Source organism: Streptomyces sp. NBC_01224 (assembly GCF_036002945.1).
Taxonomy (GTDB): Bacteria; Actinomycetota; Actinomycetes; order Streptomycetales; family Streptomycetaceae; genus Streptomyces.
Window position 1 is genome coordinate 880,132 of the sequence record NZ_CP108529.1, and the last position, 24,396, is coordinate 904,527.

Consider the following 24,396-nt stretch of genomic DNA (forward strand, 5'->3'; position numbering starts at 1 on the left):
CTCTGCGTGCCCGTTCAGGGGCGGGACGCAGCCCCGCCGTCCGTCGCGTCCGGTGACGGGGCCGCGGCGAGACCGGCCACCATGCGCGCGAAGGCTCCGGCCGCCCGTTCATCGAGTTCCTCCAGCGGAATCCCGGTGTCCCGGGCGTAGGCCTCGCGGAAGATGACGTAGCCCATCTGCGCCGCGGCCGTCATCACATGGGCGGCCACCGCATCCGCATCGTCCGGCAGGAAACCCTCCTCCTGGTCCCGCTCCAGGCTGCGGCGGGTCTGCGCGAACCGGGGCAGAGGACTGAAGTCCTCATCCCCGTCCAGCGCCAACAGAGCCTCCAGCTTGACCAGTTCGGGCTCTTCCAAGCGGTGCCGGAACATGGCCGCCCTGCGCTCGGCGAACGGCAGCTCCCAGTGACCGTCCCGATCGGCGGTCTGACGCTCCACCAAGTCCGCGACGGATGCCCGGAGCAGAGCCTGACGGGTGCCGAAGTACTGGTAGATCTGCCCGTGGTTGACCCCGGCCTCGGTGGCGATCTCACGCAGGTTGACCCCCGCGAGCACCCCGTCGCGCTGGAGCAGCCGGTGTGCGGCGGCCAGCAGGTCCGCTTCGGTCTCCTGGCGGGTCCGCCGACGCCGCCGCACCTTGCCCGTCTCACTCATGCCCGGCTCCCCGTCCATCCGTGGATCGTTTTTCTCGTCGCACGCCCTTGTCGCACTGCGGTGACCAGCTTATGGTCCCACTAACAACGTTTCGTTAATAACGGAACGTGAATTTCGTGCGAAGGGGCATCCATGGCGACACTTCCTCTGGCGGGCATACGCGTGCTCGACCTCTCCACCGTCCTCGCCGCGCCGGTCACGGCCACCTTCCTCGGTGACTTCGGCGCGGAGGTGATCAAGGTCGAGGAGCCGGGGCGCGGTGACTTCACCCGTGGTACGGCCAGCGGTGGCCGCTCCCCCTACTGGGCGCAGGAGGCGCGCAACAAGAAGTCCGTGACCCTGGACCTGCGCACCGAGCGCGGCCGTGGCCTGGTCCGCGGCCTCGTCCCGCACTTCGACGTCGTGATCACCAACTACCGCCCGCCCACCCTGCGTGCCTGGGGGCTCGACCCGGAGTCCCTGCGCCCGCTCGCTCCCGACACCGTGCTGGTGTACGTCACCGGATACGGCCTGACCGGCCCGTACTCCGACCGCGGCTCCTTCGACCGGATCGCGAGTGCCTTCGCGGGCCTGACGTACGTCACCGGAGACGGCGACCGGCCACCGGTGCGCAGCGGCTACTCCACCATCGACTACATGGCCGCCTATCTCGGCGCCTTCTCCGTCGTCACCGCGCTCTACCACCGCGACACGGCGGGCGGTGGCGGCCAGGTCATCGACCTCGCGCTGTACGAGGCCGGGTTCCGCGCCTCCGAGGACGCGCTCGCCTCGTACGCGACCACCGGCCGGATCCGCGAGCGCCTCGGCAATCGCAACCCCCAGATCGTCCCGGCCAGCGACTTCACGGCCTCCGACGGACGCCGCGTCTCGCTCCACGCCGGCACGGACCCGCTCTTCCGCAGGCTCGCCGCCCTCATGGGGACCCCGGAACTGGCCGACGCCCCCGCGTACGCCACCCGCGCCGCGCGCGCCGAGCATGCCGACGAGCTGTACGAGAAAATCGCCGCCTGGGTCACGACGTACACCGCGGACGATCTCACCAAGCTGCTCAGCGACGCCGGGATCCCCGCCTCCCCGCTGATGAACATCGCCGACATCGCGGCCGACCCGCACTACCGGGAACGGGGCACGCTCGTCACCGTCGACGACCCCGATTTCGGCGAACTCCCCATGGTCGCGCCGCTACCGCGCCTCTCCGGGACCCCGGGCAGCATCCGCTCCACCGGTCCCGCGCTCGGCGCGCACAACGCCGAGGTCTACCAGGACCTGCTCGGCCTGAGCACCGATGATCTCGCCGTGCTCGGCGCCGACGGAGTCATCTGACATGGCGGCCACCGCCGCGGCCGGCGTCCTCGGGAACCGGCTCGACCGGCTCCCGCTCAGCCCGTTCCACCGCAGACTCGTCCTCGCACTGGCCGGGATGATCCTCTTCGAATGGGTCGAGACCTACGCCTTCGCGTTCGTCGCGCCCGCCCTGCGCGCCCAGTGGGGTTTGTCGCTCTCGGGCATCGCCGTCATCGCGGGCATCGGTCAGCTCGGCGCCTTCATCGGAGGCGTCCTCGGCGGCTACCTGGCCGACCGGCTCGGCCGCCGCCGCACCATGCTCGCCCTCGTCACCGTCTACTGCGCGGCCACCGCCCTCTGCGTCGTCGTCCAGAGCCCGTGGCAGCTGATGGTGGCACGCTGCGCCGCCCACGTGGGCGCGCAGGGGATGGCGGTCGTCGCCATCGTCGTCCTCACCGAGTTCGTCCCGGCGGCCGCCCGTGGACGGCTGCAGACCTACAAGGTCGCCGTGGGCTCGCTCGGCATCCCGATCGCCGCGTGGGCGGGCTACTTCCTCGTACCGCAGTGGAGCTGGGGCTGGCGGCTGGTCTTCGGCCTCGGCCTCTTCGGGGTGGTCTTCGCCTGGCTGATCCGGCGTTGGGTGCCGGAGAGCCCCCGCTGGCTCGTCGCGCGCGGGGAACTGGAGCGGGCCGAAGAGGTGGTGCGGTCGATCGAGCGGCAATGCGGAGTACCGCCGCGCGAAGAGCCGGTGCCGGTTTCCGCCCCGGCCGTGCCGTCCGCGCCGCCCCGACCGGTGGGGCCCGACGCACCCGGCCGCCCCCGCCTCGCCGAGCTGCTGCGCCCCCCGTACCGTCGCAGGTTTCTCACGGTGTCGGTCATGTGGGTGACCGGGCTGCTCGCCTACTCGGCCTTCAACACCTGGACGCCGACGTTCCTTTCGGAGAACGGACTCGAACTCTCCGACACCCTCCTCCTCTCCGCCGTCCTCGCCACCGCCGCGCCTCTCGGCGCGCTGGTCGCCCTGCCACTCATCGACCGCTGTGACCGACGCCTGGCTCAGCTCGCCCTCGGCACGCTGACCGCCGTCACACTGCTGCTGTTCGGTCTCGTCCGGGACACCACGGCCGTACTCGTGCTGGGCTGCGTGGTCAGTCTGCTCTTCCAGATGACCGTGCCCTTCCTCCAGGTGTACTCGGCCGAGATCTTCCCCACCCGTATCCGCGCGCTCGGCTCGGGCACCGCCAATGCCCTGTCCCGGATCTTCAACTTCGCCGCCCCGATGCTGGTCGCCGCGATCTACGCCGGGCTCGGATACACCGCCGTCTTCGCCTTCCTCGCCGCCCTGGGTGTGGTGGGCGGTGCCGTCGCCGTCGCCTTCGGCCCGCGCACTACCGGTGTGAGCCTGGAGGCCACCGGAACTCCCGAACACCCCATCACCGCAAAGGAGTCAGCTCACCCATGACCGACCTCGCCTTCACTCCCGCGACCGAACTCGTCGCCCTCGTGCGGCGGCGCGAGCTGTCACCCGAGGAGCTCATGCGGCACACCCTCGACCGGATCAGGACGCTGGACCACGCCCTCAACTCCGTCATCGCCCTGGACACCGAGCGGGCGCTCGTCGAGGCCGCCGCCATGTCCGCGCGGATCGCCCGCGGCGAGGACCCCGGGCCGCTCGCCGGGCTTCCCGTCCTCGTCAAGGACGGCGAGAACGCCGAGGGCTTTCCCACCACCCGGGGCACCCGCGCCTTCCGGGACCTCCCGGCCGCGAGCCGTGACGGCGTCCACGTGGCCCGGCTGCGGGCCGCCGGCGCGCTCGTGATCGGCAAGACGAACATGCCGCCCCTCGGAGCCGGCGTCCACACCGCGAACGATGCGTTCGGCATCACCCGCAACCCCTGGAATCCCGAGAAATCGCCGGGCGGTTCCAGTGGTGGCGCGGCCGCCGCCGTCGCCGCCGGTCTGGTCGCCCTCGGTACCGCGGGGGACGGGGGCGGATCCACCCGTATCCCCGCCGCGCTGTGCGGAGTCGTCGGCCTCAAGCCGAGCCGGGGCCGCATCCCGTCCGCCGCGCCGTGCTGGCCGCAGCACATCTGCCTCAGCGGCATGGCCCGCACCGTCCGGGACACCGCGCTCCATCTCGATGTGGCCGCCGGTCACCACCCGACCGATCCCAACTCGCTGCCTGCACCGGGCCGTTCCTACCTGGAGAGCCTCGACCGCCCTTTGCCCCGGCTGCGTGTGGGCGTGCTGCGCACGCTGGGTGTGGCCGAGCCCCGGCCCGAGATACTGCGGGCCGTCGAGAGGACGGCGGACGTGTTGCGGGAGCAGGGCCACGAGGTGGTGGACGACGACTCGGTGCTGCCCGGAGCGGAGGACTTCCCCGCCCCGTTCCTGCTGCGCCAGCAAGTCCTCGCGTACCACCGGCTCGTCGGCGTCTTCGACGAGTTCACGGCTCGTCGCGCCGACTTCGAGCCATGGTTCGCCGACGTACTCGACAACGGGGCCGCCGTCACCCCTGCCGACTTCGCCCGCTACTCGCGACACCGGGGACGTCTGGACCAGTGGGCGGCCGGGCTGTTCGCGCGGTACGACCTGTTGCTGCTGCCGACCGTGCCGACCACGGCCTGGCCCGCGGAGGGGCCGGACGTGATGGCAGCCGTGCGCGAGCGGACCGTGCCGATCTCCTTCACCTCCGTCTTCAATGACACCGGCCATCCGGCGATCAGCGTCCCGGCGGGGCTGGGCCCGGACGGACTGCCCTGTGCGGTGCAGCTCGTCGCCCCGCATCACCGCGAAGACCTCCTGCTCGGCTCCGCGCTGACCGTCGAGGCCGCCCACGGACCCTTGCGGCCGCCCGCCTTCGCGTCCGGCTCCTGACGAAATGGTCCGCCGGTTCGCCGGTGGAAGCAGGACACGGGACGGTCAAGAGGCCGCGTCGGACATTCCGATACGGCCTCTGTCCTACGACCGGTGCGAGTCGGGAAATGCCGGTGAAGGCAGGATGAGACAAGGCCGCGCGGACCACTTCTTGGTCACACTCGAAGAACCCGTGCGGCCACCCGCACGTCACGGCCGACGTCGCGATCTTCGCCAGCCATCGGCGTCGTTATCCGCGTGCGGCGTCCCAGACCGCACTGGTCCCGAAGTAGGAGTCGTACAGTTCCTGGACTTCGAGGAGGCTCTCCGGCGGCACCTTGCCGCAGCGGATGCGCTCAAGATGGCGGAAGTACTCGAAGCGCTCCACCCCGGGCGTGATGATGACGAGCATGTCCGCGATCTCGCCGGGCGCGGCGGCGAAGGCATGCTGTGTGCCGGGCGGTACGACGACCAGGTCGCCGCGCTCTGCGGTGACCACTTGTTCGCCGGACAGCAGCTGGGCGGTGCCGTCGAGGACATAGAACATCTCGGCGGACTTGCCGTGGTGGTGCGGACGGGCACCGTTCGCACCCTTGCCGAGGGTGACACGCATGCTGGAGAGCGCGCCACCCGTGTCGGGGCTGTCGACGAGCAGTTGGTTGGTCACCGGGCCGCCCGCGCCTATCACTTCGGCGTCAGCAGCGCGTACGACGACGGTTTCGTCGAAGTCGGGGATGAAGAGAGACATCGCTTGCTCCTGAAATGTTGATCCCGCCGAAACGTAGGCCATGTGCCAGGTCGAAGACCACAGCGACTTCTGCCGGACGGCGATTCCCACACGCCTGTGGCGCATCCGGTCCACCCACGCCCGGCGTGCAGACCGATGAGGAGGAAGGCGATGTAACCGGTGTTGGTGCCCGGCCTGCTCAGGGGCGTCGCGGCGAAGGGTGCGGAAATCAGGCCGAACAACAGCACCGTGACGGCGGGAAGATCAGGGCGGTGATGAGCTCGCCCAATTCCTGTCGGAGGCAGCTGAACTCGCGACCGACCAGGACGAGCCCGTCCGAGAAAGCCCAACGCAGCCGACTGGCGGAAGACTGGCGAGGAACGGAAGTGGTCCGGACGGTCATCATGCGTTGTCCTTGACTCGTTCGTCGTCGTCGACGGCGGTCGATCGGTCGGTCGGTGAGGCGCAGGAACACCTCGTCGAGGGTGGGGCGGCGCAGGCTGACGTCGGCTGCGGCCACACCCGCCCGGCCGCAGCCGGGGCATCCGGGAGATCAGGGCCTGGTAGGCGACCTCCGCCTCGAGTTCGGCCGGCAACGCGCCAAGGCAGTAGTGGATGCCCGCCGAGAACGACAGCGTGCCGTTGCGGTTGGCGCCGGTGATGTCGAACCGCGCGGGGTCGGTGAAGACCTCCGGGTCCCGGTCGGCCCCGGCGGCCACGATCGCCAGCTCGACCGGCTCGCGCACGATCCGCCGACAGGTCTGTACGGGCGGGTCGTGGCGCAGGGTTTCGACGACCACGTTCTCGGCCAGTTCCGGGCGTTCGGCGACCATCCGCCATTGGGCGGGGCGACGCAGCAGCGCCAGGATGCCGTTGCCGATCAGGTTGACGGTCGTCTCCGTGCACGAAGTTGCCGTTCGCTCGACTCCACCGGTGCGTGCTCCCTCAGCCTCCCGTGGGTGAGGCCGAGCGTAGGCACGGCCAACCCGGGCGGATACACCTAACCGCCGCCCCGGCAGACGAAACAGGGGGCCGGATCCGGGGCGCCGGGACCCGGCATACGGACGGCTGGGAGGCACGCGCGGCGGTTCGGGTGTCAACCGTTCGATCGCTGGATGTTCCACCGTTTGTCTGTCACCGGGTCGATCCGCGCGGCGCGGTGTCGGCCGGATACTGGTCGAACCCAAGAGGACGGAGACGGACACTGTGCCAGCGATCGTCGTATCGAACCTGCGAAAGCAGTACGGCCGGAAGGTCGTCGTGGACGACATTTCGTTCGAGGTCGAGGAGGGCGAAGTCTTCGGGATCCTCGGCCCCAACGGAGCCGGGAAGACGACGACGGTCGAGTGCATCGCCGGTCTGCGCAAGCCGGACGGAGGCAGCATCTCGGTGCTCGGTCTCGACCCGCAGCGCGACGCGGCCAAGTTGCGTCACATCCTGGGCATGCAGTTGCAGAAGAGCGAGATGCCGGACAAGCTGCGGGTCGCCGAGGCGATGGAGCTGTACGCCTCCTTCTACGACAACCAGGCCGACTGGCACGAGCTGCTCGCGGCGCTGGATCTGGGGGACAAGGCCGACAGTCCGTTCGACAGCCTCTCCGGCGGTCAGAAGCAGCGTCTGTCGATCGCGCTGGCGCTGGTCGGCAACCCGAAGGTCGCCGTACTGGACGAACTGACCACCGGACTGGACCCGGCGGCCCGCCGGGACACCTGGGGCCTGATCGAGCAGGTCCGCGACCGTGGCATCACCGTCGTCCTGGTCACGCATTTCATGGAGGAGGCCGAACGGCTCTGCGACCGGCTGGCCCTCATCGACGGCGGCGGGATCGTCGCGCTGGACTCCCCGGCCGGTCTGGTGGCCAAAGTGGACGCCGAGCAGAAAGTGCGCTTCCGGCCCACCACCACACTCGACGACGAACTCCTGGTCTCACTCCCGGAGGTGGTCTCCGTGGAGCGGCACGGCTCGCAGGTGGTGGTCACCGGCACCGGCAACCTGGTGCACGCGGTCACGTCGGTACTGGCGCGCAACCAGATCGTCGCCGCGGACCTGCGGGCCGAGCCGGCCAGCCTGGAGGACGCGTTCATCGCGCTGACCGGCCGCCGGTTCGACCACCCTGCCCCGTAGCCCGACGGCTCCCTCGAAGCAGACCCCGGATCCCCCATAAGGAGACGAGACAACAGTGCGGGCGATGAACCGACTCACGGTCGTGGAGTTCAAACTCTTCCTGCGAGACCCCACCGCGTACTTCTGGACGCTGCTCTTCCCGGTCGCCCTCGTGGTGATCGTCGGAAGCCTCCCGGCGTCCCGTGAGGTCAGCGCGGAAATCGGCCGGCGCGGCATCGATTACTTCACGCCCGTCCTGGTGGTGCTGGCATTCGCGCTGGTCGGCCTGTTCATCACGCCGACCTACCTGGTGAGCTACCGGGAGAAGGGCATTCTGCGCCGGCTCTCGACCACGCCGGTGGGCCCGGCCCGGGTGCTGATCGCCCAGCTCGTGGTCCAGACGGCCGTCGCCGTCGCCACCACCGTCCTGGTGCTCGGCACCGCGGCGCTGCTCTGGGACGTCGAACTGCCGACCAACGCAGGCGGCTTCCTGCTCGCCTTCGTGCTCTCGGTCACGGCGGTCCTGGCCATCGGGCTCTTCCTGGCCTCGGTGATGAAGACCAGTAAGGCCGCCACCGGCGCGGGCAGCGTACTCTTCTTCCCGCTGATGTTCTTCGCGGGGCTCTACGTGCCCCGCGAGCAGATGCCCGCCGCGGTCAACCAGATCGGGGACTTCACGCCGCTGGGCGCGTCCGTCCTGGCTTTCGGCGACGCGGCCAGGGGCAACTGGCCCGGCATGACCGCGCTCCTGGTCCTGGCCGCGTACGCGGTGGTCTTCGGTGTCGCGGCCGCCCGTCTCTTCCGCTGGGAGTAGGCCGGGACATCATGACCGCATATGGTCTTGAGCGGACTTCCTGAACCACACGGGGGCTGGGGATCAACATGAAGAGCGACGAACCGATCGACCTCCGCCGTTTCTTGGCCCCCCTGCCCCTGGCGCTGCTGGGTGTGGCCACCGCGCTGTGCCTCGTGCAGCCCGACGAGGGCGCGGTGAACGCACGCGCTGCTGTCATCCCCCTGGTCGCGGTGACCGCTGTGTGGACGCTCGCCATGTACACACTGCGGTCACGGGAATGGACCAACCGCACCGGACCGATGCTGACCTATGTGGCGGTCCAGCAGATCCTGGCCGCGGTGCTGATGACGCAGCATCCGATCTTCTTCGTGTTCGCCGTGATCGGGTTCGTCCAGGCGTACGATCTGCTCCCGCCTCAGTGGGCTTTCGTCAGCATCGGCGCCACCTCGCTGATGATCAACCTGATCCCCGGCGGAGTACCCGACACCTCGGAACGGATCGCGGTCGCGGTCGCGTCCGTGTGCCTTCAGACGTTCCTGATCGGCTGGTTCGGCAACCTCTCGCACCGCTTCAACGAACGCAGCGAGGAACGCCGGCGGCTGGTCACCAAGCTGAAGACCGTTATCGCGGAGAACAACGGCCTGCACGCCCAGTTGCTCACCCAGGCCCGGGAGGCGGGCATCCAGGACGAGCGGCAGCGCATGGCCCGGGAGATCCACGACACCATCGCCCAGGGACTGGCCGGGATCATCACGCAGCTCCAGGCCGCGGACAAGGCCCGGGAGCGGCCCGACCGACGCGAGTGGCACCTCGAGCAGGTGCGGGCGCTGGCCAAGGAGGGCCTCGCGGCGGCCCGGCGGTCGGTGGCCGCGCTCCAGCCGGCGGAACTGGACGAGGCGCACCTGCCGGGCGCGATCCACGACCTCGCGCAGCGATGGTCGTCCCTCCAGGGCGTCCCGGCGTGCGTCGAGGCTACGGGCGACCCGGTCCCGTTGCTGACGGAGATCGAGGTCGCTCTCTTCCGGGTCGCCCAGGAGACGCTCGCCAACGTCGCGAAGCACGCCGGTGCCAGTAAGGTCGGACTGACCATTTCCTACCTGGAGGACACGGTCATGCTGGACGTTCGCGACGACGGCGTCGGCTTCACCGTGACCGAGCACAGCGAACCGCCGCCGGGGAACGGCGACAGCGGCTTCGGGCTCAACGGCCTGCGGCAGCGGCTCGACCGGGTGCTGGGGACGCTGACCATCGAGAGCGCCCCCGGCTCGGGCACCGCGATCAACGCGAGCGTGCCCGCGATCCGCCGGGGCGGTGGCGAATGAGCGAACAGCGGGCACCGGTCCGGCTGCTGATCGTGGACGACCATCCGATCGTCCGCGACGGCCTGCGCGGCGCGTTCACCGGCAACCCCGAATTCGAGGTGGTCGGCGAGGCGGGCAACGGCGCGGAAGCCCTCGACCTGGTCACGGAGCTGGAGCCCGACCTGGTGCTGATGGATCTGCGCATGCCCGTGATGGACGGCGTCACCGCGATCCAACGGCTCAGCGAGACGGCACCGGACGTACGGGTGCTGGTGCTGACCACCTTCGATACCGACAACGACGTGCTGCCCGCGATCGAGGCAGGCGCCACGAGCTACCTGCTCAAGGACGCGCCTACGGAAGAACTGCTCCGCTCGGCCCGGGCAGCGGCACGTGGTGAGGCGGTGCTCTCCCCCGCCGTCACGAGGCGTCTGATGGACCGGGTACGGCGGCCGAGCAACGGCGTACTGAGCGCACGGGAGCTCGAAGTGCTGCGCCCCATCGCGAACGGCTCGTCCAACAAGGAAGTGGCGAGCCAGCTCTTCATCACCGAGGCCAGTGTCAAGACGCACCTGCTGCGTATCTACGACAAGCTCGGGGTGCGTGACCGGGCCGGCGCGGTCGGCGAGGCGTTCCGTCGTGGCCTGGTGACCTGAGCCCGGACGTCCGCCGACCGTACGCCGTGCCGCGACGACGGTGGCTCGGAACTGAGAGGTGATCAGCTCCCGAGCTCATCGTCGATCAGCGCGAGGATGTCGTCCACCGTCGCGGACTCGAGATCGCTGTCGTCGTGGCCGTCGAGCGGTCCGTCGCCATGCCCACGCCACCGGCGGCGGCATGCGCGCCACGCTCCCTGCCGAGCCCGATCGTGGTCACCCGCTGACGCCGGTCGTGGAGCGCTGGTCCCCAGGAATGATCAAGGGGCCGCTCCGGATTTCTCCGGAACAGCCCCCGACCTACGACTCCTTCGAGTCGGGACGACAGGATTTGAACCTGCGACCCCTTGACCCCCAGTCAAGTGCGCTACCAAGCTGCGCCACGTCCCGCTGCGATTCCCCCCAGTGTTTCCGGGCGGCTGCGCAGGACAAACATTACCTCACTCCGAGGACTGGATCGACGCCCGTGCCTGGTGGGCGCGGTTTGCCAGGGATTCGGCGCCGCACGCCGTGGCCAGTTTGTGGGCTCTGGCGAGTTCGCGCGGGGAGCGGATCGCGATGCCGTAGTCGACGAGGACCAGGGCGTGTTCGTACGCGGACGGGGACGCTTCCAGGTGGCGGACCGACTCGGCCAGCAGATGGGTGGCGTCCTCGGCGCGAGCGAAGAGGGCGACACAGCGCAGGGCCTCACCGATCGCGGTGTCCGTGCCGAACCGTTCGGCGTGCACCCGGGCCGAGGTGGCGAGTTGGGCGGCCCGGCTCGGGTCCTCCTCGGCCAGTGCGCGGGCGAGATCGCCGGCCCAGGGCGCCCATACGCCGTTGAACCTGCCGCGGGGTTCGAGGGCCTGACCGGCCGCTTCGAGTTCGGTGACCGCTTCCTTCGTACGGCCTTCCGCCAGCAGCAGCCGTCCGCGGACGCACGGCGCGTCGGGCAGCACCATCGCGCTGGGGTAGGGCGAGCCGAAGTCGTAACGGTCGGCGAGCTCGCGCGCCTCGCCGACACGGCCGCGGGCGACCAGTGTGTCGATCAGCAGACAGGCCGCGTCCCAGTGGACGGGAAGTCCACTGCCGACACGGTCGGCGAGGCGCAGTCCTTCGCGGAGGAAGCCCTCCGCCTCGGCCAGCCGGCCGCGACGGCGGTGGACCAGCCCGAGCAGGGTGTGTGCGAACGCGAGATGTGCACCGCTCCAGCCCGAGATCTCGAAGGCGCGGACGGCCTCGCCGAAGAGTTCCTCGGCCCGGTCCAGCTGGTCCGTGAAGGCGTAGGTGATGCCGACGAGGGTCGGGAGCTCGAAGCCCCACTCGGCGTCGGTCCAGCCGAGCCCGCGGGCGGGGTGGCCGTCGACCAGGGCGCGTTCGCAGAGGTCGACGATGAGCTGGGAGTTCTCGCCGCGCATCATGGCGTCGAAGGCGCGGATGGTGAGCAGGGCGCGCTCGGCGTTGTCGCGGCCGGACAGATGGTCGGCGTTCCGGGCGAGCCTGGCGGAACGGGCGGGTCCGTCGTCCTCGGCGGCCTGCATGCCCTCCCAGAGGAAGTGGGCCGCCTGGAGCCGCATCAGGCCGGGGCCGGGGGCGGTGTGTGCGGCCTCGACGGCGAGGGCGCGTGCCGCTTCCTTCAGCTGGTTGTTGTGGGAGTGCGCGGCCGCGAGCCGGAAGGTGGCGTCGACCCGCTGGTCCTCGGAGAGTCCGGGCATCTCAAGGGCGGCCCGCAGATGCTGGACGGTGGTGGCCGGGGAGCTGAGCAGCGTGGCGCAGCCCAGTTCGTACAGCAGAGTGGCCTTGACCCGTTGGCGCGGTGGTTCTTGCAGGGCGCGTTCGAGGCAGCGGCGGGCGGCCTCCGGGGCACCGACCGCGAGGTGCTGTTGGGCTGCTTCGCGGAGCTGCTCGACCAGTTCCTGGTCGTCGTCGGGGTGCACTTCGAGGAGGTGCCGGGAGGCCGCGGCGGCGCCGAGTCCCGCACGGGTGATCGCCCAGGCGGCCCGGCCGTGCATGGCGGTACGGGTGGCCGGCGGGATGGAGCGGTACACCGCGGTGGCGATCAGCGGGTGGACGAACTCCAGCGGGTCGAAGCCGGTGACGATACGGGCTTCGCGCAGCCGCGCCGTGCAGTCGGCGGCCTCGGCGGGGCTCATCCCGGCGAGGGTGGCGGCGAGATCCTGCGAGATGTCCGTGCCGAGCACGGCGGCGGCCCAGGCGAACCGGTTGGCGTTGGTACCGAGCCGTTCGAGCCGGGCGACGAGTCCGCTGCCGCGGGCCGTTGCACCGAGTTCGCGCAGCAGCCCGGCCGACTCCTCAAGGGGCGCCAGTTCGCGGTCCTGGACCTTGGCGACGAGTTCGACCGCCTCGTAGGGGTTGCCGCCGGTGACGGCCCACACCTCGCGGCAGAACGGGTCGTCGGCATGTTCGCCGAGGCCTGCGCGGACCAGTTCCGCGGTGGCGTCCGGGGTGAGGGCGCGCAGCGCGACCCGGACCTGGGAGGGGTGGGCGCCGCCCGATCCGCTCTCCTTCTGCCGTGCTGCCAGTTCTTCCGGCCGGTGGGCCTGGACGACCAGGACGGGCAGTTCGCCGAGGCGTGCGGTGAACGAGGCGAGCCAGGCGAGGGATTCGCCGTCCGCCCAGTGTGCGTCGTCGACGATGAGCACCGGCGGACGGTGGCTCAGCCGGGATGCGAGCCGGGAGACGACCCAGTCGAGGCCGTCCCGCACACCCTGCGGATCGGGCTGCGGACCGCTCGGTTCGGCGAGTCCGAGTGCGGGCGCGGTGATCTCGTACCAGGCTCCGAACAAGGCCCGTACCTCGTCGGGCGGGAACTGGTCGAGTGCGGGCTGCAGCAGCTGGCGTACGACGTGGAACGGCACGGACGTGACCGTTTCGCCGCCACGTGCGGACCAGACCGTGCAGCGGTCGGCGGCCATCGCCTGGATCTCGGCGAGCAGTGCTGTCTTGCCGATGCCTGCCTCGCCACTGAAGATCAGTAACCGGCCTGCCGCCTGGGCGCCGCAGAGGGCGTCCACGGCTTGTGCGGCAGCGGCGAGCTCCGGTTCGCGCTCGTACAGCGGCCGGGACTGCTTCATCCCTACCCTCCCCAAAGTGGTGCGGATGACTGTCGACACTAGTCGTGCGCGGGGGTCCACGGACAGTGGTTCGGACAGTTCGCCGCAGGTGCGGGGCACAATCGAGAGGTGGACGAGACTCGCAGGGACCGCGACGCCGAGGGCCGTGCGCGCAATGCGCGCCCCCGTGACGGGCTGGGACGCCCCCTGCCGTACGGGGCACCGGGAGTGGATCGGCAGCCCGAGGGTGTGACCCGTACCCCCGAGGAGACCCTGCGTGAGGCGCAACGGCTGCTGGACGCGGGAATGCCGTTCCATGCGCACGAGGTGTTCGAGGATGCGTGGAAGTCGGGCCCGGTGGCGGAACGAGAGTTGTGGCGCGGTCTTGCGCAGCTGGCCGTGGGGCTGACGCATGCGGCGCGGGGCAATACGACAGGTGGGGCCCGGCTGTTGCGACGGGGCGCAGCGGCGCTCGCGGGGTTCGGGACCACCCGCCCTCACGGGATCGGGGTCGACGGGCTGATCGGCTGGGCCGAGGAGCTGGCGGGGCGGGTCGAGGCGAAGAAGGCCTGCGGCGCGGACGCGGCGCGTGCGCGGCCCGTCGACGCGGCCGGCGAGGCGCCGTGTCTGCGGGCCGGGGGCCGGTAGCCCGGACGCCCGGGGCGGTGGGGCATGGGGCAGACTCGGTGCGGTGAGAAAGATCTATGTCATCGGTATCGGCGCGGGCGACCCCGACCATCTGACCCTCCAGGCCGTCAAGGCGCTGAACCGGACGGATGCGTTCTTCATCCTCGACAAGGGTGAGGAGAAGTCCGATCTGACCGGGCTGCGGCGGGACATCCTCGATGTGCATGTGAAGAACACCTCGTACCGGCTCGTCGAGGCACGGGATCCGGAGCGGGACCGCAGGACGTCGGACTACTCACCCGCGGTGGACGACTGGCGCGGGCGCCGTGCGGATCTGTACGAGCGGTTCATCGCGGAGGATCTCGGTGCGGACGAGTGCGGGGCGTTCCTGGTCTGGGGCGATCCCGCGCTGTACGACTCCACGCTCGGTATCCTCGAAGAGATCCTCGACCGGGGTTCGGTCGCCTTCGACCACGAGGTGGTCCCCGGGATCAGCAGTGTCTCCGCGCTGCTGGCCAAGCACCGGACGGGGCTGAACCGGGTGGCGAGGCCGGTGCAGATCACGACCGGCCGGCGGCTGGCCGAGGGCTGGCCCGAGGGGGTCGACGACGTGGTGGTGATGCTCGACGCACGCCAGGCGTTCACCCGTCATCTCGACCAGGACCTCTACATCTACTGGGGCGCGTATGTGGGGACCGAGGACGAGATCCTGGTCTCCGGGCGCCTCTTTGAGGTGTCGGACCGGATCGAGGAGATGCGGGCCGAGGCGCGCACCCGAAAGGGCTGGATCATGGATACGTATCTGCTGCGCCGCGGCTGAATCAGTCTTCCTGGCAGAGCAGTTGGAGCGCCGACGCCACATGGTGCACGACGGGTACGCCCTCGGGCGGTGGCGGACGGCGGACCACGACCACGGGCAGGCCGAGGTTCCTGGCCGCGGTGAGTTTCGCCGCGGTGGCGGGGCCGCCGCTGTCCTTGGTGACGAGGACGTCGATGGCGCGGTCGCGCAGCAGCGCCGTCTCACCTTCGACGGTGTACGGGCCACGGTCGAGGAGTACGTCGGTGTCGCGGGGCAGCGGTGGCTCGGGGGGCTCCACGGACCGTACGAGGAAGTGGAGCGTATCCGCGCCCGGGGCAGTGGCGAAGGCGGCCAGGCCCAAGCGGCCGGTGGTGAGGAAGATCCGGCGGCCCAGGGCGGGCAGTTGCGCGGCGGCGTCCGCGAGGTCGTCGGCCGGGTGCCAGCGGTCACCGGGGCCCGCCGTCCAGCCGGGGCGGCGCAGCGCGAACAGTGCGGTGCCGGTGGTGTTCGCGGCCGCGGCGGCGTTGGCGCTGATGTTGCCGGCGAACGGGTGGGTGGCGTCGACGACGGTGTCCACCCTGTGGGTGCGCAGCCAGTCGGCGAGGCCCTCGGGGCCGCCGAAGCCTCCGATGCGTACGTCGCCGGCGGGCATCCGGGGCCGGGCGACCCGGCCGGCCAGCGACGTGGTGATGCGCACCGTCGCGTCGCCGCCGGGCCCGGTCAGCTCAGCGGCGAGCTGCCGGGCTTCGGTCGTACCGCCGAGGATCAGGATGTGGCCGGGCATGCACCGAACCTACGCCACTTTCACCGCCCGCCGCCCGGAGCGGTGAACAGGGCGGCCCGCAGCCATTACGATCCGGCGTCATGAGCACTTCTGACCAGGACCAGGCCGTGGACACCCCGATAGCCGGTTCCGAGACCGTTTCGGAACCCGGTTCCGAGGCCGCTTCGGAGATCGTTCCCGAGACCGATGACGAGGCCATTGCCGAGGCCGCTGCCGAGACCGAGAGCCAAAGGCTGACACCTCGTCAGGCGAGACGGCTGCGGATCGCTCTCTCATCGGTCGGCATGGCGGCGATGGCGGTCGTTCTCGCGCTGCGGATTGCCAGCCGGTCGTCCGTGCTGGTGGTCGGGGTGTACGGGCTGGCGCTGATCCTGTGCGGGATCGTGATCGAGCTCAGCAGGAACGGCCGTACCCGGCTCGGCAGTTGGCTGCTGGCCGCCGGTCTGCTGGCGGCTATCGGTTCGGACTGGCTGCTGATTCCCTGACGTACGGTCAGCGGCGCCGTGATCCGCACGGTCGCCCCGTGCGGATCGACCCGGTCGACCGACGGCGGTCACGTCATGGACCGGCGTGCCGGGCAGCTCGTCCGCCGAATCCTCGGGCAGGTCGGCCCCTCAGGTCTCCGGTCGTGGTGATCGTGCAGTTCGTCGCGTGACTCTCGTACGTGTCAGGCATGTTCCAGCAGGGTGTGCACGGCCGCACGGAATCCGGCGAGACGTTCGGCCGCCTCGTCGGCGCCGATCCTGGGCTCGTACACGGCGGCGGGCTTCCATTCGGGTACGGCCTGCCGGAGCGGGAGACGGGGGTCGAGGCCGAGGCGGGCGACGGCTCCGACGCCCAGGGCGGTGACATCGGGCAGCGCGGACACCTCGACGGGTCGTTGCAGCAGATCGGCCTGGGTCTGCATGAGCAGTGCGGAGCGGGTCAGGCCACCGTCGACGCGCAGCGAGGTCAGCGGGGAGCCCAGATCGGTCGCGACCGCTTCGGTGAGTTCGACTACCTGCGCGGCGATGCCCTCGCACAAGGCGCGCACCAGGTGGCCCGCGGTGGTGTCGAGGCCGAGGCCGGTCACCGATCCGCGCAGATCGCCGCGCCACCACGGGGCGGCGAGTCCGGCGAGCGCCGGTACGAACGTGACGCCGGCGGAGTCGGGGACGGTGGCACCGACCGGGTCGAGGTCGGCCGCGCCGGAGATCACCCCCAGGTCGGTGAGCCAGTTGACTGCGGACGCGGCGGTGTAGACCTGTCCGTCGAGGCAGTAGCTCGTACGGCCGCCGAGCCGCCAGGCGACACAGCTGACCAGTCCGGTGGAGCCGCGGCGCGGGGCGGGCCCGGTCTGGGCGAGTAGGAACGCACCCGTTCCGTAGGTGCATTTGGCGTTGCCCGGGTCCAGGGCGTTCTGGGCGAGCAGGGCGGCCTGCTGGTCGACGAGGAGTCCGGTCAGCGGGAGTTCATCGCCGAAGGCGGTAGTGGTACCGACGGTCCCGTCGGAGTCGACGACGGCTGGGAGGCATTCGTCGCCGAGGCCGAAGATGTCCAGGGCCGCGGGCGACCAGCCGACCCGGTCGAGGTCGAGCAGTTGCGTGCGTCCTGCGGTCGCCGCGTCCGTGACGAACGCCCCGGTCAGCTGATGGACGAGCCAGGAGTCGCTGGTGGTGACGACGCCTTCGCGGGTCAGCTCACGGCGGATCCAGGCCATCTTGGGTGCGGCGAAGTACGGATCGAGCGGCAGTCCGGTGAGTTGCTTCAACTCATTTTCGTGCGCGGCGAGTTCGGCACACAGCTGGACGGACCGCCGGTCCTGCCAGACGATCGCGTCGGTGAGCGGCCGCCCCGTGTCCGGATCCCAGGCGAGCACCGTCTCGCCCTGGTTGGCGAGGCCGACGGCCGCCACCGGCTCACCCGCTTCGTGCAGCGCCCGTCGCCCGGCGTCGACGACCGAGTCCAGCAGTTCGGCGGGGTCGACCTCGACCGCTCCCCCGGCGCCGTGACGCGGCCGCACCGGCGCCGTACCGGAACCGATCACGCCACGCTCGGGGCAGATCACCAGAGCTTTGGTTCCCGATGTGCCCTGGTCCACGGCGAGTACCGGGCCTGTCATCGAAACTCCAGTTGTGCGGAAGCTCTGCGGCTTGAACGGAATCGTGATCATTGATCTACGACGCCCAGAGTGGTGCAGACCACCGCGTACGTCAAGGGCTGCACGGACTCACGCCCGGAACGACCGGATGCCGGTCAACGTCCGTATGAATCAGATGACTTGAGTAAGATCCGCGAATCGGTCCGGAGTTCGGGGCAACTGGCCTTACACTCACCGCCGAGCAACATCCGGACGCTTTCGAGCAGTTCGTTTTTCAACAGCTGCTTAGCCCCCCACGTCCTTGAGGATTGATGAGACCGACACTCCGCCCCGAACACCAACATCCCGGCTCCCGGGCCTTCCGCTTCTGCACGGGTTCCGTGCCACCGCCGGGTTGCGTGACGTGCTGAGGAGATCCCCCATCCGTCGCATGCCGTCCCGTCGAACAGGGGCAGGACGAGTCCATGGCCAACAGTGATTTCCGGCCGGTCTATCACCCGGCCGGCCATGACAACGAATTGCGTGTCGCGTTACAGGATTTGCGCACCGGACGCTGGCTGTCCATGCGGAATCTACTGGAGAGTACGCCCGACTGGACCCTGTGGACCCAGCGCACACAGGTACTTGGGGCGATCGCCGCCGGATCTGATGCGGTGCAGGCCTGGCTGACCGAGGAGCCCCGCAGTATCGCCGCTGCCGTGATGCACGCACGGGTCGTCGTGGAACGGGCCGTGCGGGCCCACCGCGAAGGCCATCCCCGCGCTCAGGAGCTGTGGCAGGAAGCGTGGGGAGCCTGCCGCTCTGCCGCGCACAGCTCGCCCGCGGACCCGGTGCCATGGGTGTGCCTGCTGGCCCTGTCCCAGCTCGACGAGCGGCAGCAGTTGGAGGAGCACCGGCTGCATCCGCCGGGACCGATGCTCTTCCCCGGCCCGTGGGGGTTGCTGGCCGAGGCCGACAAGCGCGATCCGTACAACCGCGAGGCCTACCACCGGATGCTCCAGTTCGTGTACGCGCGAAAGGCCGGCGGATCCCTCTCGGAAGCGGTCAACTTCGTGCAGTGGGCGGCCTCTTCCGCCCCCGACGGCTCCGCGCTGCATGTGTTGCCGCTGTATGTGCGGGTCGAGCGCTATCGCCGTGAGCACGGTCACGAGAAGGCCCTGGATCTCCACTGGGTCACCGAGGATGCCGAGCGGGACGCGGCCCGGGCCCTGGAGCTCTGGTTCCGTCGCACGGCCCCGATCACCCACTCCCTGCTCGACCTGAACCATCTGGCCCACGCCCTGTGGGGAGCACTTCAATTCGCTGACGCCGCACCGGTGTTCCGGGAGCTCGGCCCCTATTTCACCTCGGTTCCCTGGGTGTACCGCACCCGTGATCCCAAGGCCCCGGGAGCCGCCGAGGAGGTTTTCCTGCGCGCCCGGAGCCGCAGTCTCGCCGTGTCCCGCGACCCCGGACGTGGGCCGCACGGCTGAGCCACGGCGTCGTGACGCAGCGCGGCCTTTCTCTCCGTTTCGAACCGATCCCTTTCCGTCCCTTCCCCATCCCGCTCATGGAGGTTTGTCCCATGTCCATATCCACCCCGACCCAGTCGGGTGCGGAGACCACCCCACCCGTGGACGAGGAGCAGCGACTGCGTGAACTCGGCTATCAGCCGGTGCTCGCCCGCCGCATGGGCGGTTTCGGCAACTTCGCCATCAGCTTCTCCGTCATCTCGATCCTGTCCGGCTGCATGACCCTGTACGGCTTCGGCATGTCGACCGGTGGCCCGGCGGTGATGCTCTGGGGCTGGGCCGGTGTCGGCCTGTTCGTGCTCTGCGTCGGCATGGCGCTCGCCGAGGTGACCAGCGCCTACCCGACCTCGGGGGCGCTTTACTACATGGCCGACCGGCTCGGCGGCCGCAAGTGGGGCTGGTACACCGGCTGGCTGAATCTGCTCGGGCTGCTCGGTGCGATCGCGGGCATCGACTACGGCGCCGCGCTGTTCACCGGTGCGCTGATGAATCTGCAGTGGGGATTCACCCCCACACCGGGCAAGACAATGATCATTTTTGTCTGCATTCTGCTGCTGCACGCCGTGCTGAATCTCTTCGGTGTCCGCCTCGTCAGCGTGCTCAACTCCATCAGTGTGTGGTGGCATCTCGCCGGTGTCGCGGTGATCGTGGCCGTGCTGGCCATCGTGCCCTCGCACCACCAGTCGCCGTCGTTCGTCTTCACCGAGTTCGTCAATGACACGGGCTGGCACAACCCGTTGTACGTGGCGGCGATCGGCCTGCTTCTCGCGCAATACACCTTCTGCGGTTACGACGCCTCCGCCCACCTGTCGGAGGAGACGTCGAACGCCTCGGTGACGGCCGCCAAGGGCATCGTCCGCGCGATCTGGGTCTCCTGGGTCGCCGGTTTCGTACTCCTGGCCGGGCTGACCTTCGCGATCCAGGACTACGCGGGCACCCAGGACAGCGCAACCGGGGTGCCTCCGGCGCAGATCCTCATCGATGCGCTGGGCACCTCCGGGGCCACGGCCATGCTCCTGATCGTGATCGCCGCGCAGTTGTTCTGCGGCAACGCCGAGGTCGCCGCCGCCAGCCGGATGGTGTTCGCGTTCAGCCGTGACAACGCGCTGCCGGGCTCGGCGCTGTGGCACAAGGTGAGCTCGCGCACCCAGACACCCGTCAACGCGGTGTGGCTGTCGGTCGTCGTCGCCGGAGTGCTCGCGCTGCCGTCGCTGTACTCCACCACCGCCTACGGTGCGGTGACCGCGATCAATGTCATCGGCATCACGCCCGCTTATGCGATCCCGATCTTCCTGAAGCTGCGCTCCGGCGACCGGTTCGAACGCGGTCCCTGGCACCTGGGGCGCTGGAGCAAGCCGATCGGCTGGATCGCCGTGGTGTGGGTCGCCATCGTGACCGTGCTCTTCCTGCTTCCGCAGTCGTCCCCGGTGACGGTCGACTCGATGAACTACGCGTCGATCGCGCTGGTCGCGGTGCTGATTCTGGCCACCGTGTGGTGGTTCGTCGCGCGCCGTTCGTACAGCACGCCTTCGGCGTACGGGAACGCTCGTGAGCAGGCGGAGATCGAGGAAGGCATCGTCTGACCCCGCCCCGTTCACGCCTTGTTCTCAGCCCTCCCCGGTCGCAGCGAGCAGCTGTCGGGGAGGGCTGAGGCGCGTGTGCGGTGGCGGTAAGGAACGCTGTGTACGGTCAGCGCAGGAGCAGGCTACGGCGGGGAAGAGCCGCAGCAGAGTCGGCCAGTGGGCGTGCCGCCGGTAGATGAGAACGGCGAGCACATCGCCCGCGATGAGGATCGGGAGCAGTACTCCGGTGGACTCGCGGGCCGGAAGTACGGCCGCGAAGACCGCCAGACTGATCGTATTGGCGCCGCTGACGGCCGACTTCGAAATGCCGACGAGTGCGGATGCCGCGGCGAGCGCGGCCAGTTGGAAGAGTGTGAGGGTGTTCATGCCAGGAACAGATGGTAAGCCCACGTGATTCCGATCCCGCTTCCGAGCGGCCACCTTTTCACCAAATCATCGGATGGGTTGGCATGGGAGCAGAGCGAATCACCTTCAAACACTCAATATTTACTGACCAGTTGCGCGCCTGAAGCCTTGACCGCGAAAGGCGGCAGCGCAAGCATCGGATGTCTCGGTAGGTGGTTCCATCGCCTCCGACCACACCGGCCCCCAGCGAGAGAGCGACGGCCATGGCATTCGGACCGCAGAGCCGCACCCGGCCTCCACACACACCATCCGTCTGGGCGAGATGGCGACTCTTCTGCGTCGCCGTGGCCCTCGCGGTGACGACGGGCCTCATCGGCGCACCCGCTGCCACCGCCGAGGTCGAACATCCGCGGCAGCAGTGGATGCGGGACTCCACGGCCGGCCTGTTCCTGCACTGGGGCATGTTCACCGCGCCCCGCCACGTCGACTGCAAGGCGTGGGAGCGCGACGTCACCGACGGCGGCTGGACGCCCGGCTACTGGGTCGACGAGGCACGCAAGCTCGGCGCCTCGTACATCGTCCTGGCGACCTTCCACAGCAGGCTCGGTTACGCACGCCCCTGGCCCTCGAAGATCCCGGGAAGCTGCTCCACGGAGCGGGACTTCCTCGGCGAGCTGGTGAGGGCGGGCAAGGCGAAGGGCATCAGGATCATGCTGTACATGACCGACGACCCGCAGTGGCACAACGAGGTGCCGGGTGTGCAGACGCTCGACTCGGACGCCTACTCCGCGTACAAGGGCGAGAAGGTCGATCTGACGACGCGGGACGGTTTCGGCCGGTTCAGCTACGACCAGTTCTTCGAGGTGATGGACAACTACCCGGACCTGGCCGGGTTCTGGATCGACAACGACAACGAGTACTGGGAGAAGCACCAGCTCTACGAGCAGATTCGGGCGAAGCGGCCGTCCTGGTTGTTGACCAACAACAACGAGGACACGCCGATCATGGACACGGTCAGCAATGAGCAGAAGACCGGGATGACGCCGCCGTACGACTATCCGTCGGCCGCGTTCACACCGATGCCGCGCATCTCCGAGGGCGACTACAAGCTGCCGACCAGCGGCAACTGGTGGTATGACGGCCAGGACCACCCGGTGGACTTCCGGCTCAGCACCGGCCGCTACATCACCAACGCCGGATCGTCCATGAAGTCGCTGATGGCCGAGACGGCGATGGTGAACGGCACCTTCCCGCCGAACCAGCAGAAGTACAACGACTTCATGGCCCGATGGACCACGCCGATCCGGTCGTCGCTGCTGGGCACCGAGGGCGGCGGTTATATGTACGGCGGCATGCAGCCCGGCTTCTGGAACGACGGCGCGCATGGCGTCATCACCGTCGGTCCCGGTGCCGAAACGCAGTACGTGCACGTGGTGACCCGGCCCAGGACCGACATGGTCCGGCTGCGCGACAACGGCTACCGGGCCATGGAGGTGACCGATGTACGGACCGGCAGGGCCATGGACTTCAGCCAGTCCGGCGGCTACCTGACGATCCTCGGCGTCCACGACTGGGACCCGTACGACACGGTGTTCAAGGTCGACACGTCCGGTCGGCAGGAGTCCTACTATCCGCAGAAGTCCCTGCGGGCCACCGCCTCGTCCTCGCTCGCCGGACACCCTGCCGGAGACCTCGTCGACGGGGACTTCCAGAACTACTGGGACAGTGACGCACGGCTTCCCGTGTCCGTGACGATCGATCTCGGGGGCCGCCGGAAGGCGACGTCTCTTGCGGTGAATCAGCGTGAGTGGTCACCGACCCACGCACGCTCGACGTTCGGCAGGCCGGAGGACTCCGCGCGTATCAAGGACTTCAGGGTCTTTGCGAGCGACGACGGCGAGCACTGGAGGACCGTCCGTTCCGGCGCTCTGCCGAGCGCCCGTGGCGTGCAGTTCATCGACATCGGAGACCAGAAGGCCCGCTATCTCAAGCTGGATGTGCTGAACACCTGGGCCGGTCCGCAGGCCCCGGACTTCCTCGGCAGGCTCAGGATCGACGAGATCAAGGTGGCATACGGATCACCTGTGTCGGGCTCGGCCCGGATGCCGCTGGAGGCCGAGTCACGGCGTAACGACCGGCACGGTGGCGTACGGGCGTCCGCGTGCGGGGCCTGCTCGGGCACGTCCCGGCTCGTCGGGTTCGGCGGCGGAGCCCGTAACTCCGTCACGTTCCCCGGTGTCACGGTCGCCGAATCCGGTGACTACCGGCTCCAGCTCGACCACACGGCAGGGTCGGCAGCCTCCCTTTCGGTACGGATCAACGGTGGGGCGGCGATCGGGGTACCGGTGGCCGCGGGCCATCCGGATGTACCGGGATCCACGGCGCTCTCCGTACGCCTGCGCGCCGGAGCCAACACGGTCGAGGTGTTCAGCACGGCCCCCAAGGGGCCCGGCTTCGACCGGATCGCGGTCGGACCGCTGCCGCCGGCGTCGTACGTGCCCAAGACGACGATGACGGTCGAGCCGCACGGGCTGCAATGGGTCGGCCCCGGGCAGCGGTCCGTCGAGGTGACGGCGAAGCTGAGGCTCGACGCCGACGATGCGCTCGACGGTGTAGAGCTCGCCCCGAAGGTGCCCACGGGCTGGTCCGTCGAGGGCGGCCCGGCAGCAGCGACGTCGATGCGGCTGGGTCAGACGCTGGAGGCGAGCTGGACACTCACCTCGCCGCCCGGAGCGGATGTCATTTCGACCACCGTGCCGGTCACCGCGCGCTTCCTGACGCTCGGCACCCCGCACGAGGTGTCACAGAGCGTCGGCGTCCGGCCGCGCCCGGCGGACCGGGTGTTCATGCGCGAGGCCGAGGACTCCAGGAACGCGCTCGGCAGTGCGGGACTCACCGGCTGTTCGCCCTGCTCCGGAGGTGAGAAGGTGCGCAACATCGGCGGAAGCACCACCGCCGACGTCACGTTCGAGGATGTCACCGTGGACAGCGCGGGACCGTACACACTCTTCCTCGACTACACGGTGAACGGGGACCGTTCGTTCCTCGTGAGTGTCAATGGCGGTGCGCCGGTCGAAGCGGCGGTGAGCGGAATCGGGAACAGCACTCCCGAGACGACGTCCGTTCCGGTGACACTCGATGCGGGCGGCAACACTGTCAGGATCTACAACGATAAGGCGTCCGCACCCGACCTCGACCGGGTGTCGCTGGGACGGCCGTAGCCGTCGTCGGCGTGGCA

19 protein-coding genes, 1 tRNA gene and 1 pseudogene are annotated in these 24,396 nt (G+C 69.6%); 13 read left to right on the forward strand and 8 right to left on the reverse strand.

Annotation, left to right across the window (positions count from 1 at the left end; translation table 11 throughout):
* Window positions 1-14 precede the first annotated feature (14 nt).
* Window positions 15-653 carry a TetR/AcrR family transcriptional regulator gene (locus OG609_RS03920; protein WP_327271463.1) on the reverse strand — a complete coding sequence of 213 codons (639 nt, stop codon included), beginning with the start codon at window positions 651-653 and terminating at the stop codon, window positions 15-17.
* Window positions 654-785: 132 nt separating this feature from the next.
* On the opposite strand from OG609_RS03920, the gene OG609_RS03925 reads away from it, so the two are divergent.
* Genes OG609_RS03925 through OG609_RS03935 form a run of 3 tightly spaced genes read left to right on the forward strand, consistent with a single transcriptional unit; the run spans window position 786 to window position 4,814 of the window.
* On the forward strand, window positions 786-1,976 hold the full coding sequence (locus OG609_RS03925; protein WP_327271464.1) for a CaiB/BaiF CoA transferase family protein: 1,191 nt from the start codon (window positions 786-788) through the stop codon (window positions 1,974-1,976).
* Between the two features lies 1 nt (window position 1,977).
* Complete coding sequence (locus tag OG609_RS03930; RefSeq protein WP_327271465.1) at window positions 1,978-3,399, forward strand: MFS transporter; 1,422 nt, start codon at window positions 1,978-1,980, stop codon at window positions 3,397-3,399.
* The gene (locus OG609_RS03935) at window positions 3,396-4,814 is read left to right on the forward strand and encodes an amidase (RefSeq protein ID WP_327271466.1); all 1,419 of its coding nucleotides are present in this window, start codon (window positions 3,396-3,398) and stop codon (window positions 4,812-4,814) included. Before OG609_RS03930 ends, OG609_RS03935 begins: the two co-directional genes overlap by 4 nt.
* 229 nt (window positions 4,815-5,043) lie before the next feature.
* Here OG609_RS03935 and OG609_RS03940 read toward each other — a convergent pair whose 3' ends face one another.
* On the reverse strand, window positions 5,044-5,541 hold the full coding sequence (locus OG609_RS03940; RefSeq protein ID WP_327271467.1) for a cupin domain-containing protein: 498 nt from the start codon (window positions 5,539-5,541) through the stop codon (window positions 5,044-5,046).
* Window positions 5,478-6,353, reverse strand: coding sequence for a hypothetical protein (locus OG609_RS03945; RefSeq protein WP_327271468.1), 876 nt, complete (start codon window positions 6,351-6,353; stop codon window positions 5,478-5,480). Before OG609_RS03945 ends, OG609_RS03940 begins: the two co-directional genes overlap by 64 nt.
* A gap of 373 nt (window positions 6,354-6,726) precedes the next feature.
* Here OG609_RS03945 and OG609_RS03950 point away from each other — a divergent pair, with 373 nt between their 5' ends.
* From OG609_RS03950 to OG609_RS03965, 4 genes are all read left to right on the forward strand, one after another.
* The gene (locus tag OG609_RS03950) at window positions 6,727-7,644 is read left to right on the forward strand and encodes an ABC transporter ATP-binding protein (RefSeq protein WP_327271469.1); all 918 of its coding nucleotides are present in this window, start codon (window positions 6,727-6,729) and stop codon (window positions 7,642-7,644) included.
* 64 nt (window positions 7,645-7,708) lie between these two features.
* The gene (locus OG609_RS03955; protein ID WP_327271470.1) at window positions 7,709-8,437 is read left to right on the forward strand and encodes an ABC transporter permease; all 729 of its coding nucleotides are present in this window, start codon (window positions 7,709-7,711) and stop codon (window positions 8,435-8,437) included.
* A gap of 68 nt (window positions 8,438-8,505) precedes the next feature.
* Window positions 8,506-9,741 carry a sensor histidine kinase gene (locus tag OG609_RS03960; RefSeq protein ID WP_327271471.1) on the forward strand — a complete coding sequence of 412 codons (1,236 nt, stop codon included), beginning with the start codon at window positions 8,506-8,508 and terminating at the stop codon, window positions 9,739-9,741.
* The gene (locus OG609_RS03965; protein ID WP_327271472.1) at window positions 9,738-10,376 is read left to right on the forward strand and encodes a response regulator transcription factor; all 639 of its coding nucleotides are present in this window, start codon (window positions 9,738-9,740) and stop codon (window positions 10,374-10,376) included. The genes OG609_RS03960 and OG609_RS03965 overlap by 4 nt, the downstream gene beginning before the upstream one ends.
* Window positions 10,377-10,692: 316 nt before the next feature.
* On the opposite strand, the gene OG609_RS03970 is transcribed toward OG609_RS03965, so the two are convergent.
* Both OG609_RS03970 and OG609_RS03975 read right to left on the reverse strand, forming a co-directional pair.
* Window positions 10,693-10,766 (reverse strand) — tRNA-Pro (locus OG609_RS03970).
* Window positions 10,767-10,816: 50 nt separating this feature from the next.
* Entirely contained in the window at window positions 10,817-13,450 is a 2,634-nt protein-coding gene (locus tag OG609_RS03975; protein ID WP_327271473.1) for an ATP-binding protein, read from the reverse strand.
* Between the two features lie 108 nt (window positions 13,451-13,558).
* Here OG609_RS03975 and OG609_RS03980 point away from each other — a divergent pair, with 108 nt between their 5' ends.
* Window positions 13,559-14,077, forward strand: a complete 519-nt coding sequence (locus OG609_RS03980) for a DUF309 domain-containing protein (RefSeq protein ID WP_327271474.1) — start codon at window positions 13,559-13,561, stop codon at window positions 14,075-14,077.
* Between the two features lie 43 nt (window positions 14,078-14,120).
* Window positions 14,121-14,876: a precorrin-6A synthase (deacetylating) gene (gene cobF / locus OG609_RS03985; protein ID WP_327271475.1), complete on the forward strand. Its 756-nt coding sequence runs from the start codon at window positions 14,121-14,123 to the stop codon at window positions 14,874-14,876.
* A gap of 1 nt (window position 14,877) precedes the next feature.
* Here the strand turns inward: cobF and OG609_RS03990 are convergent, their stop codons facing one another.
* A complete protein-coding gene (locus OG609_RS03990) occupies window positions 14,878-15,639 on the reverse strand; it encodes a cobalt-precorrin-6A reductase (RefSeq protein ID WP_327271476.1) in 762 nt (253 codons plus the stop codon).
* An 80-nt stretch (window positions 15,640-15,719) separates the two neighbouring features.
* Here OG609_RS03990 and OG609_RS03995 point away from each other — a divergent pair, with 80 nt between their 5' ends.
* On the forward strand, window positions 15,720-16,124 hold the full coding sequence (locus tag OG609_RS03995; protein ID WP_327271477.1) for a hypothetical protein: 405 nt from the start codon (window positions 15,720-15,722) through the stop codon (window positions 16,122-16,124).
* 182 nt (window positions 16,125-16,306) lie between these two features.
* Here the strand turns inward: OG609_RS03995 and OG609_RS04000 are convergent, their stop codons facing one another.
* The gene (locus OG609_RS04000) at window positions 16,307-17,740 is read right to left on the reverse strand and encodes an FGGY family carbohydrate kinase (RefSeq protein WP_327271478.1); all 1,434 of its coding nucleotides are present in this window, start codon (window positions 17,738-17,740) and stop codon (window positions 16,307-16,309) included.
* A gap of 443 nt (window positions 17,741-18,183) precedes the next feature.
* Between OG609_RS04000 and OG609_RS04005 the strand changes: the two genes are divergently transcribed.
* Entirely contained in the window at window positions 18,184-19,191 is a 1,008-nt protein-coding gene (locus tag OG609_RS04005) for a hypothetical protein (protein ID WP_327271479.1), read from the forward strand.
* Between the two features lie 92 nt (window positions 19,192-19,283).
* Window positions 19,284-20,813: an amino acid permease gene (locus OG609_RS04010; RefSeq protein ID WP_327271480.1), complete on the forward strand. Its 1,530-nt coding sequence runs from the start codon at window positions 19,284-19,286 to the stop codon at window positions 20,811-20,813.
* A gap of 120 nt (window positions 20,814-20,933) precedes the next feature.
* Here OG609_RS04010 and OG609_RS04015 read toward each other — a convergent pair.
* A pseudogene (locus OG609_RS04015) lies at window positions 20,934-21,179 on the reverse strand (sulfite exporter TauE/SafE family protein); the annotation flags it as partial.
* A gap of 242 nt (window positions 21,180-21,421) precedes the next feature.
* Between OG609_RS04015 and OG609_RS04020 the strand changes: the two are divergent.
* Window positions 21,422-24,379 (forward strand): alpha-L-fucosidase, encoded by a 2,958-nt coding sequence (locus OG609_RS04020; protein ID WP_327271481.1) that lies wholly within the window; start codon window positions 21,422-21,424, stop codon window positions 24,377-24,379.
* Window positions 24,380-24,396 lie beyond the last annotated feature (17 nt).

Coding starts and splice junctions, on each gene's coding strand:
- OG609_RS03965 (WP_327271472.1), top strand. CDS start 9,738: ATGAGCGAACAGCGGGCACCGGTCCGGCTGCTGATCGTGGACGACCAT.
- OG609_RS03935 (WP_327271466.1), top strand. CDS start 3,396: ATGACCGACCTCGCCTTCACTCCCGCGACCGAACTCGTCGCCCTCGTG.
- OG609_RS04005 (WP_327271479.1), top strand. CDS start 18,184: ATGGCCAACAGTGATTTCCGGCCGGTCTATCACCCGGCCGGCCATGAC.
- OG609_RS04020 (WP_327271481.1), top strand. CDS start 21,422: ATGGCATTCGGACCGCAGAGCCGCACCCGGCCTCCACACACACCATCC.
- OG609_RS03960 (WP_327271471.1), top strand. CDS start 8,506: ATGAAGAGCGACGAACCGATCGACCTCCGCCGTTTCTTGGCCCCCCTG.
- OG609_RS03995 (WP_327271477.1), top strand. CDS start 15,720: ATGAGCACTTCTGACCAGGACCAGGCCGTGGACACCCCGATAGCCGGT.
- OG609_RS03940 (WP_327271467.1), bottom strand. CDS start 5,541: ATGTCTCTCTTCATCCCCGACTTCGACGAAACCGTCGTCGTACGCGCT.
- OG609_RS03930 (WP_327271465.1), top strand. CDS start 1,978: ATGGCGGCCACCGCCGCGGCCGGCGTCCTCGGGAACCGGCTCGACCGG.
- OG609_RS03920 (WP_327271463.1), bottom strand. CDS start 653: ATGAGTGAGACGGGCAAGGTGCGGCGGCGTCGGCGGACCCGCCAGGAG.
- OG609_RS03975 (WP_327271473.1), bottom strand. CDS start 13,450: ATGAAGCAGTCCCGGCCGCTGTACGAGCGCGAACCGGAGCTCGCCGCT.
- OG609_RS03925 (WP_327271464.1), top strand. CDS start 786: ATGGCGACACTTCCTCTGGCGGGCATACGCGTGCTCGACCTCTCCACC.
- OG609_RS03990 (WP_327271476.1), bottom strand. CDS start 15,639: ATGCCCGGCCACATCCTGATCCTCGGCGGTACGACCGAAGCCCGGCAG.
- OG609_RS04010 (WP_327271480.1), top strand. CDS start 19,284: ATGTCCATATCCACCCCGACCCAGTCGGGTGCGGAGACCACCCCACCC.
- OG609_RS03955 (WP_327271470.1), top strand. CDS start 7,709: ATGAACCGACTCACGGTCGTGGAGTTCAAACTCTTCCTGCGAGACCCC.
- OG609_RS03945 (WP_327271468.1), bottom strand. CDS start 6,353: ATGGTCGCCGAACGCCCGGAACTGGCCGAGAACGTGGTCGTCGAAACC.
- OG609_RS04000 (WP_327271478.1), bottom strand. CDS start 17,740: ATGACAGGCCCGGTACTCGCCGTGGACCAGGGCACATCGGGAACCAAA.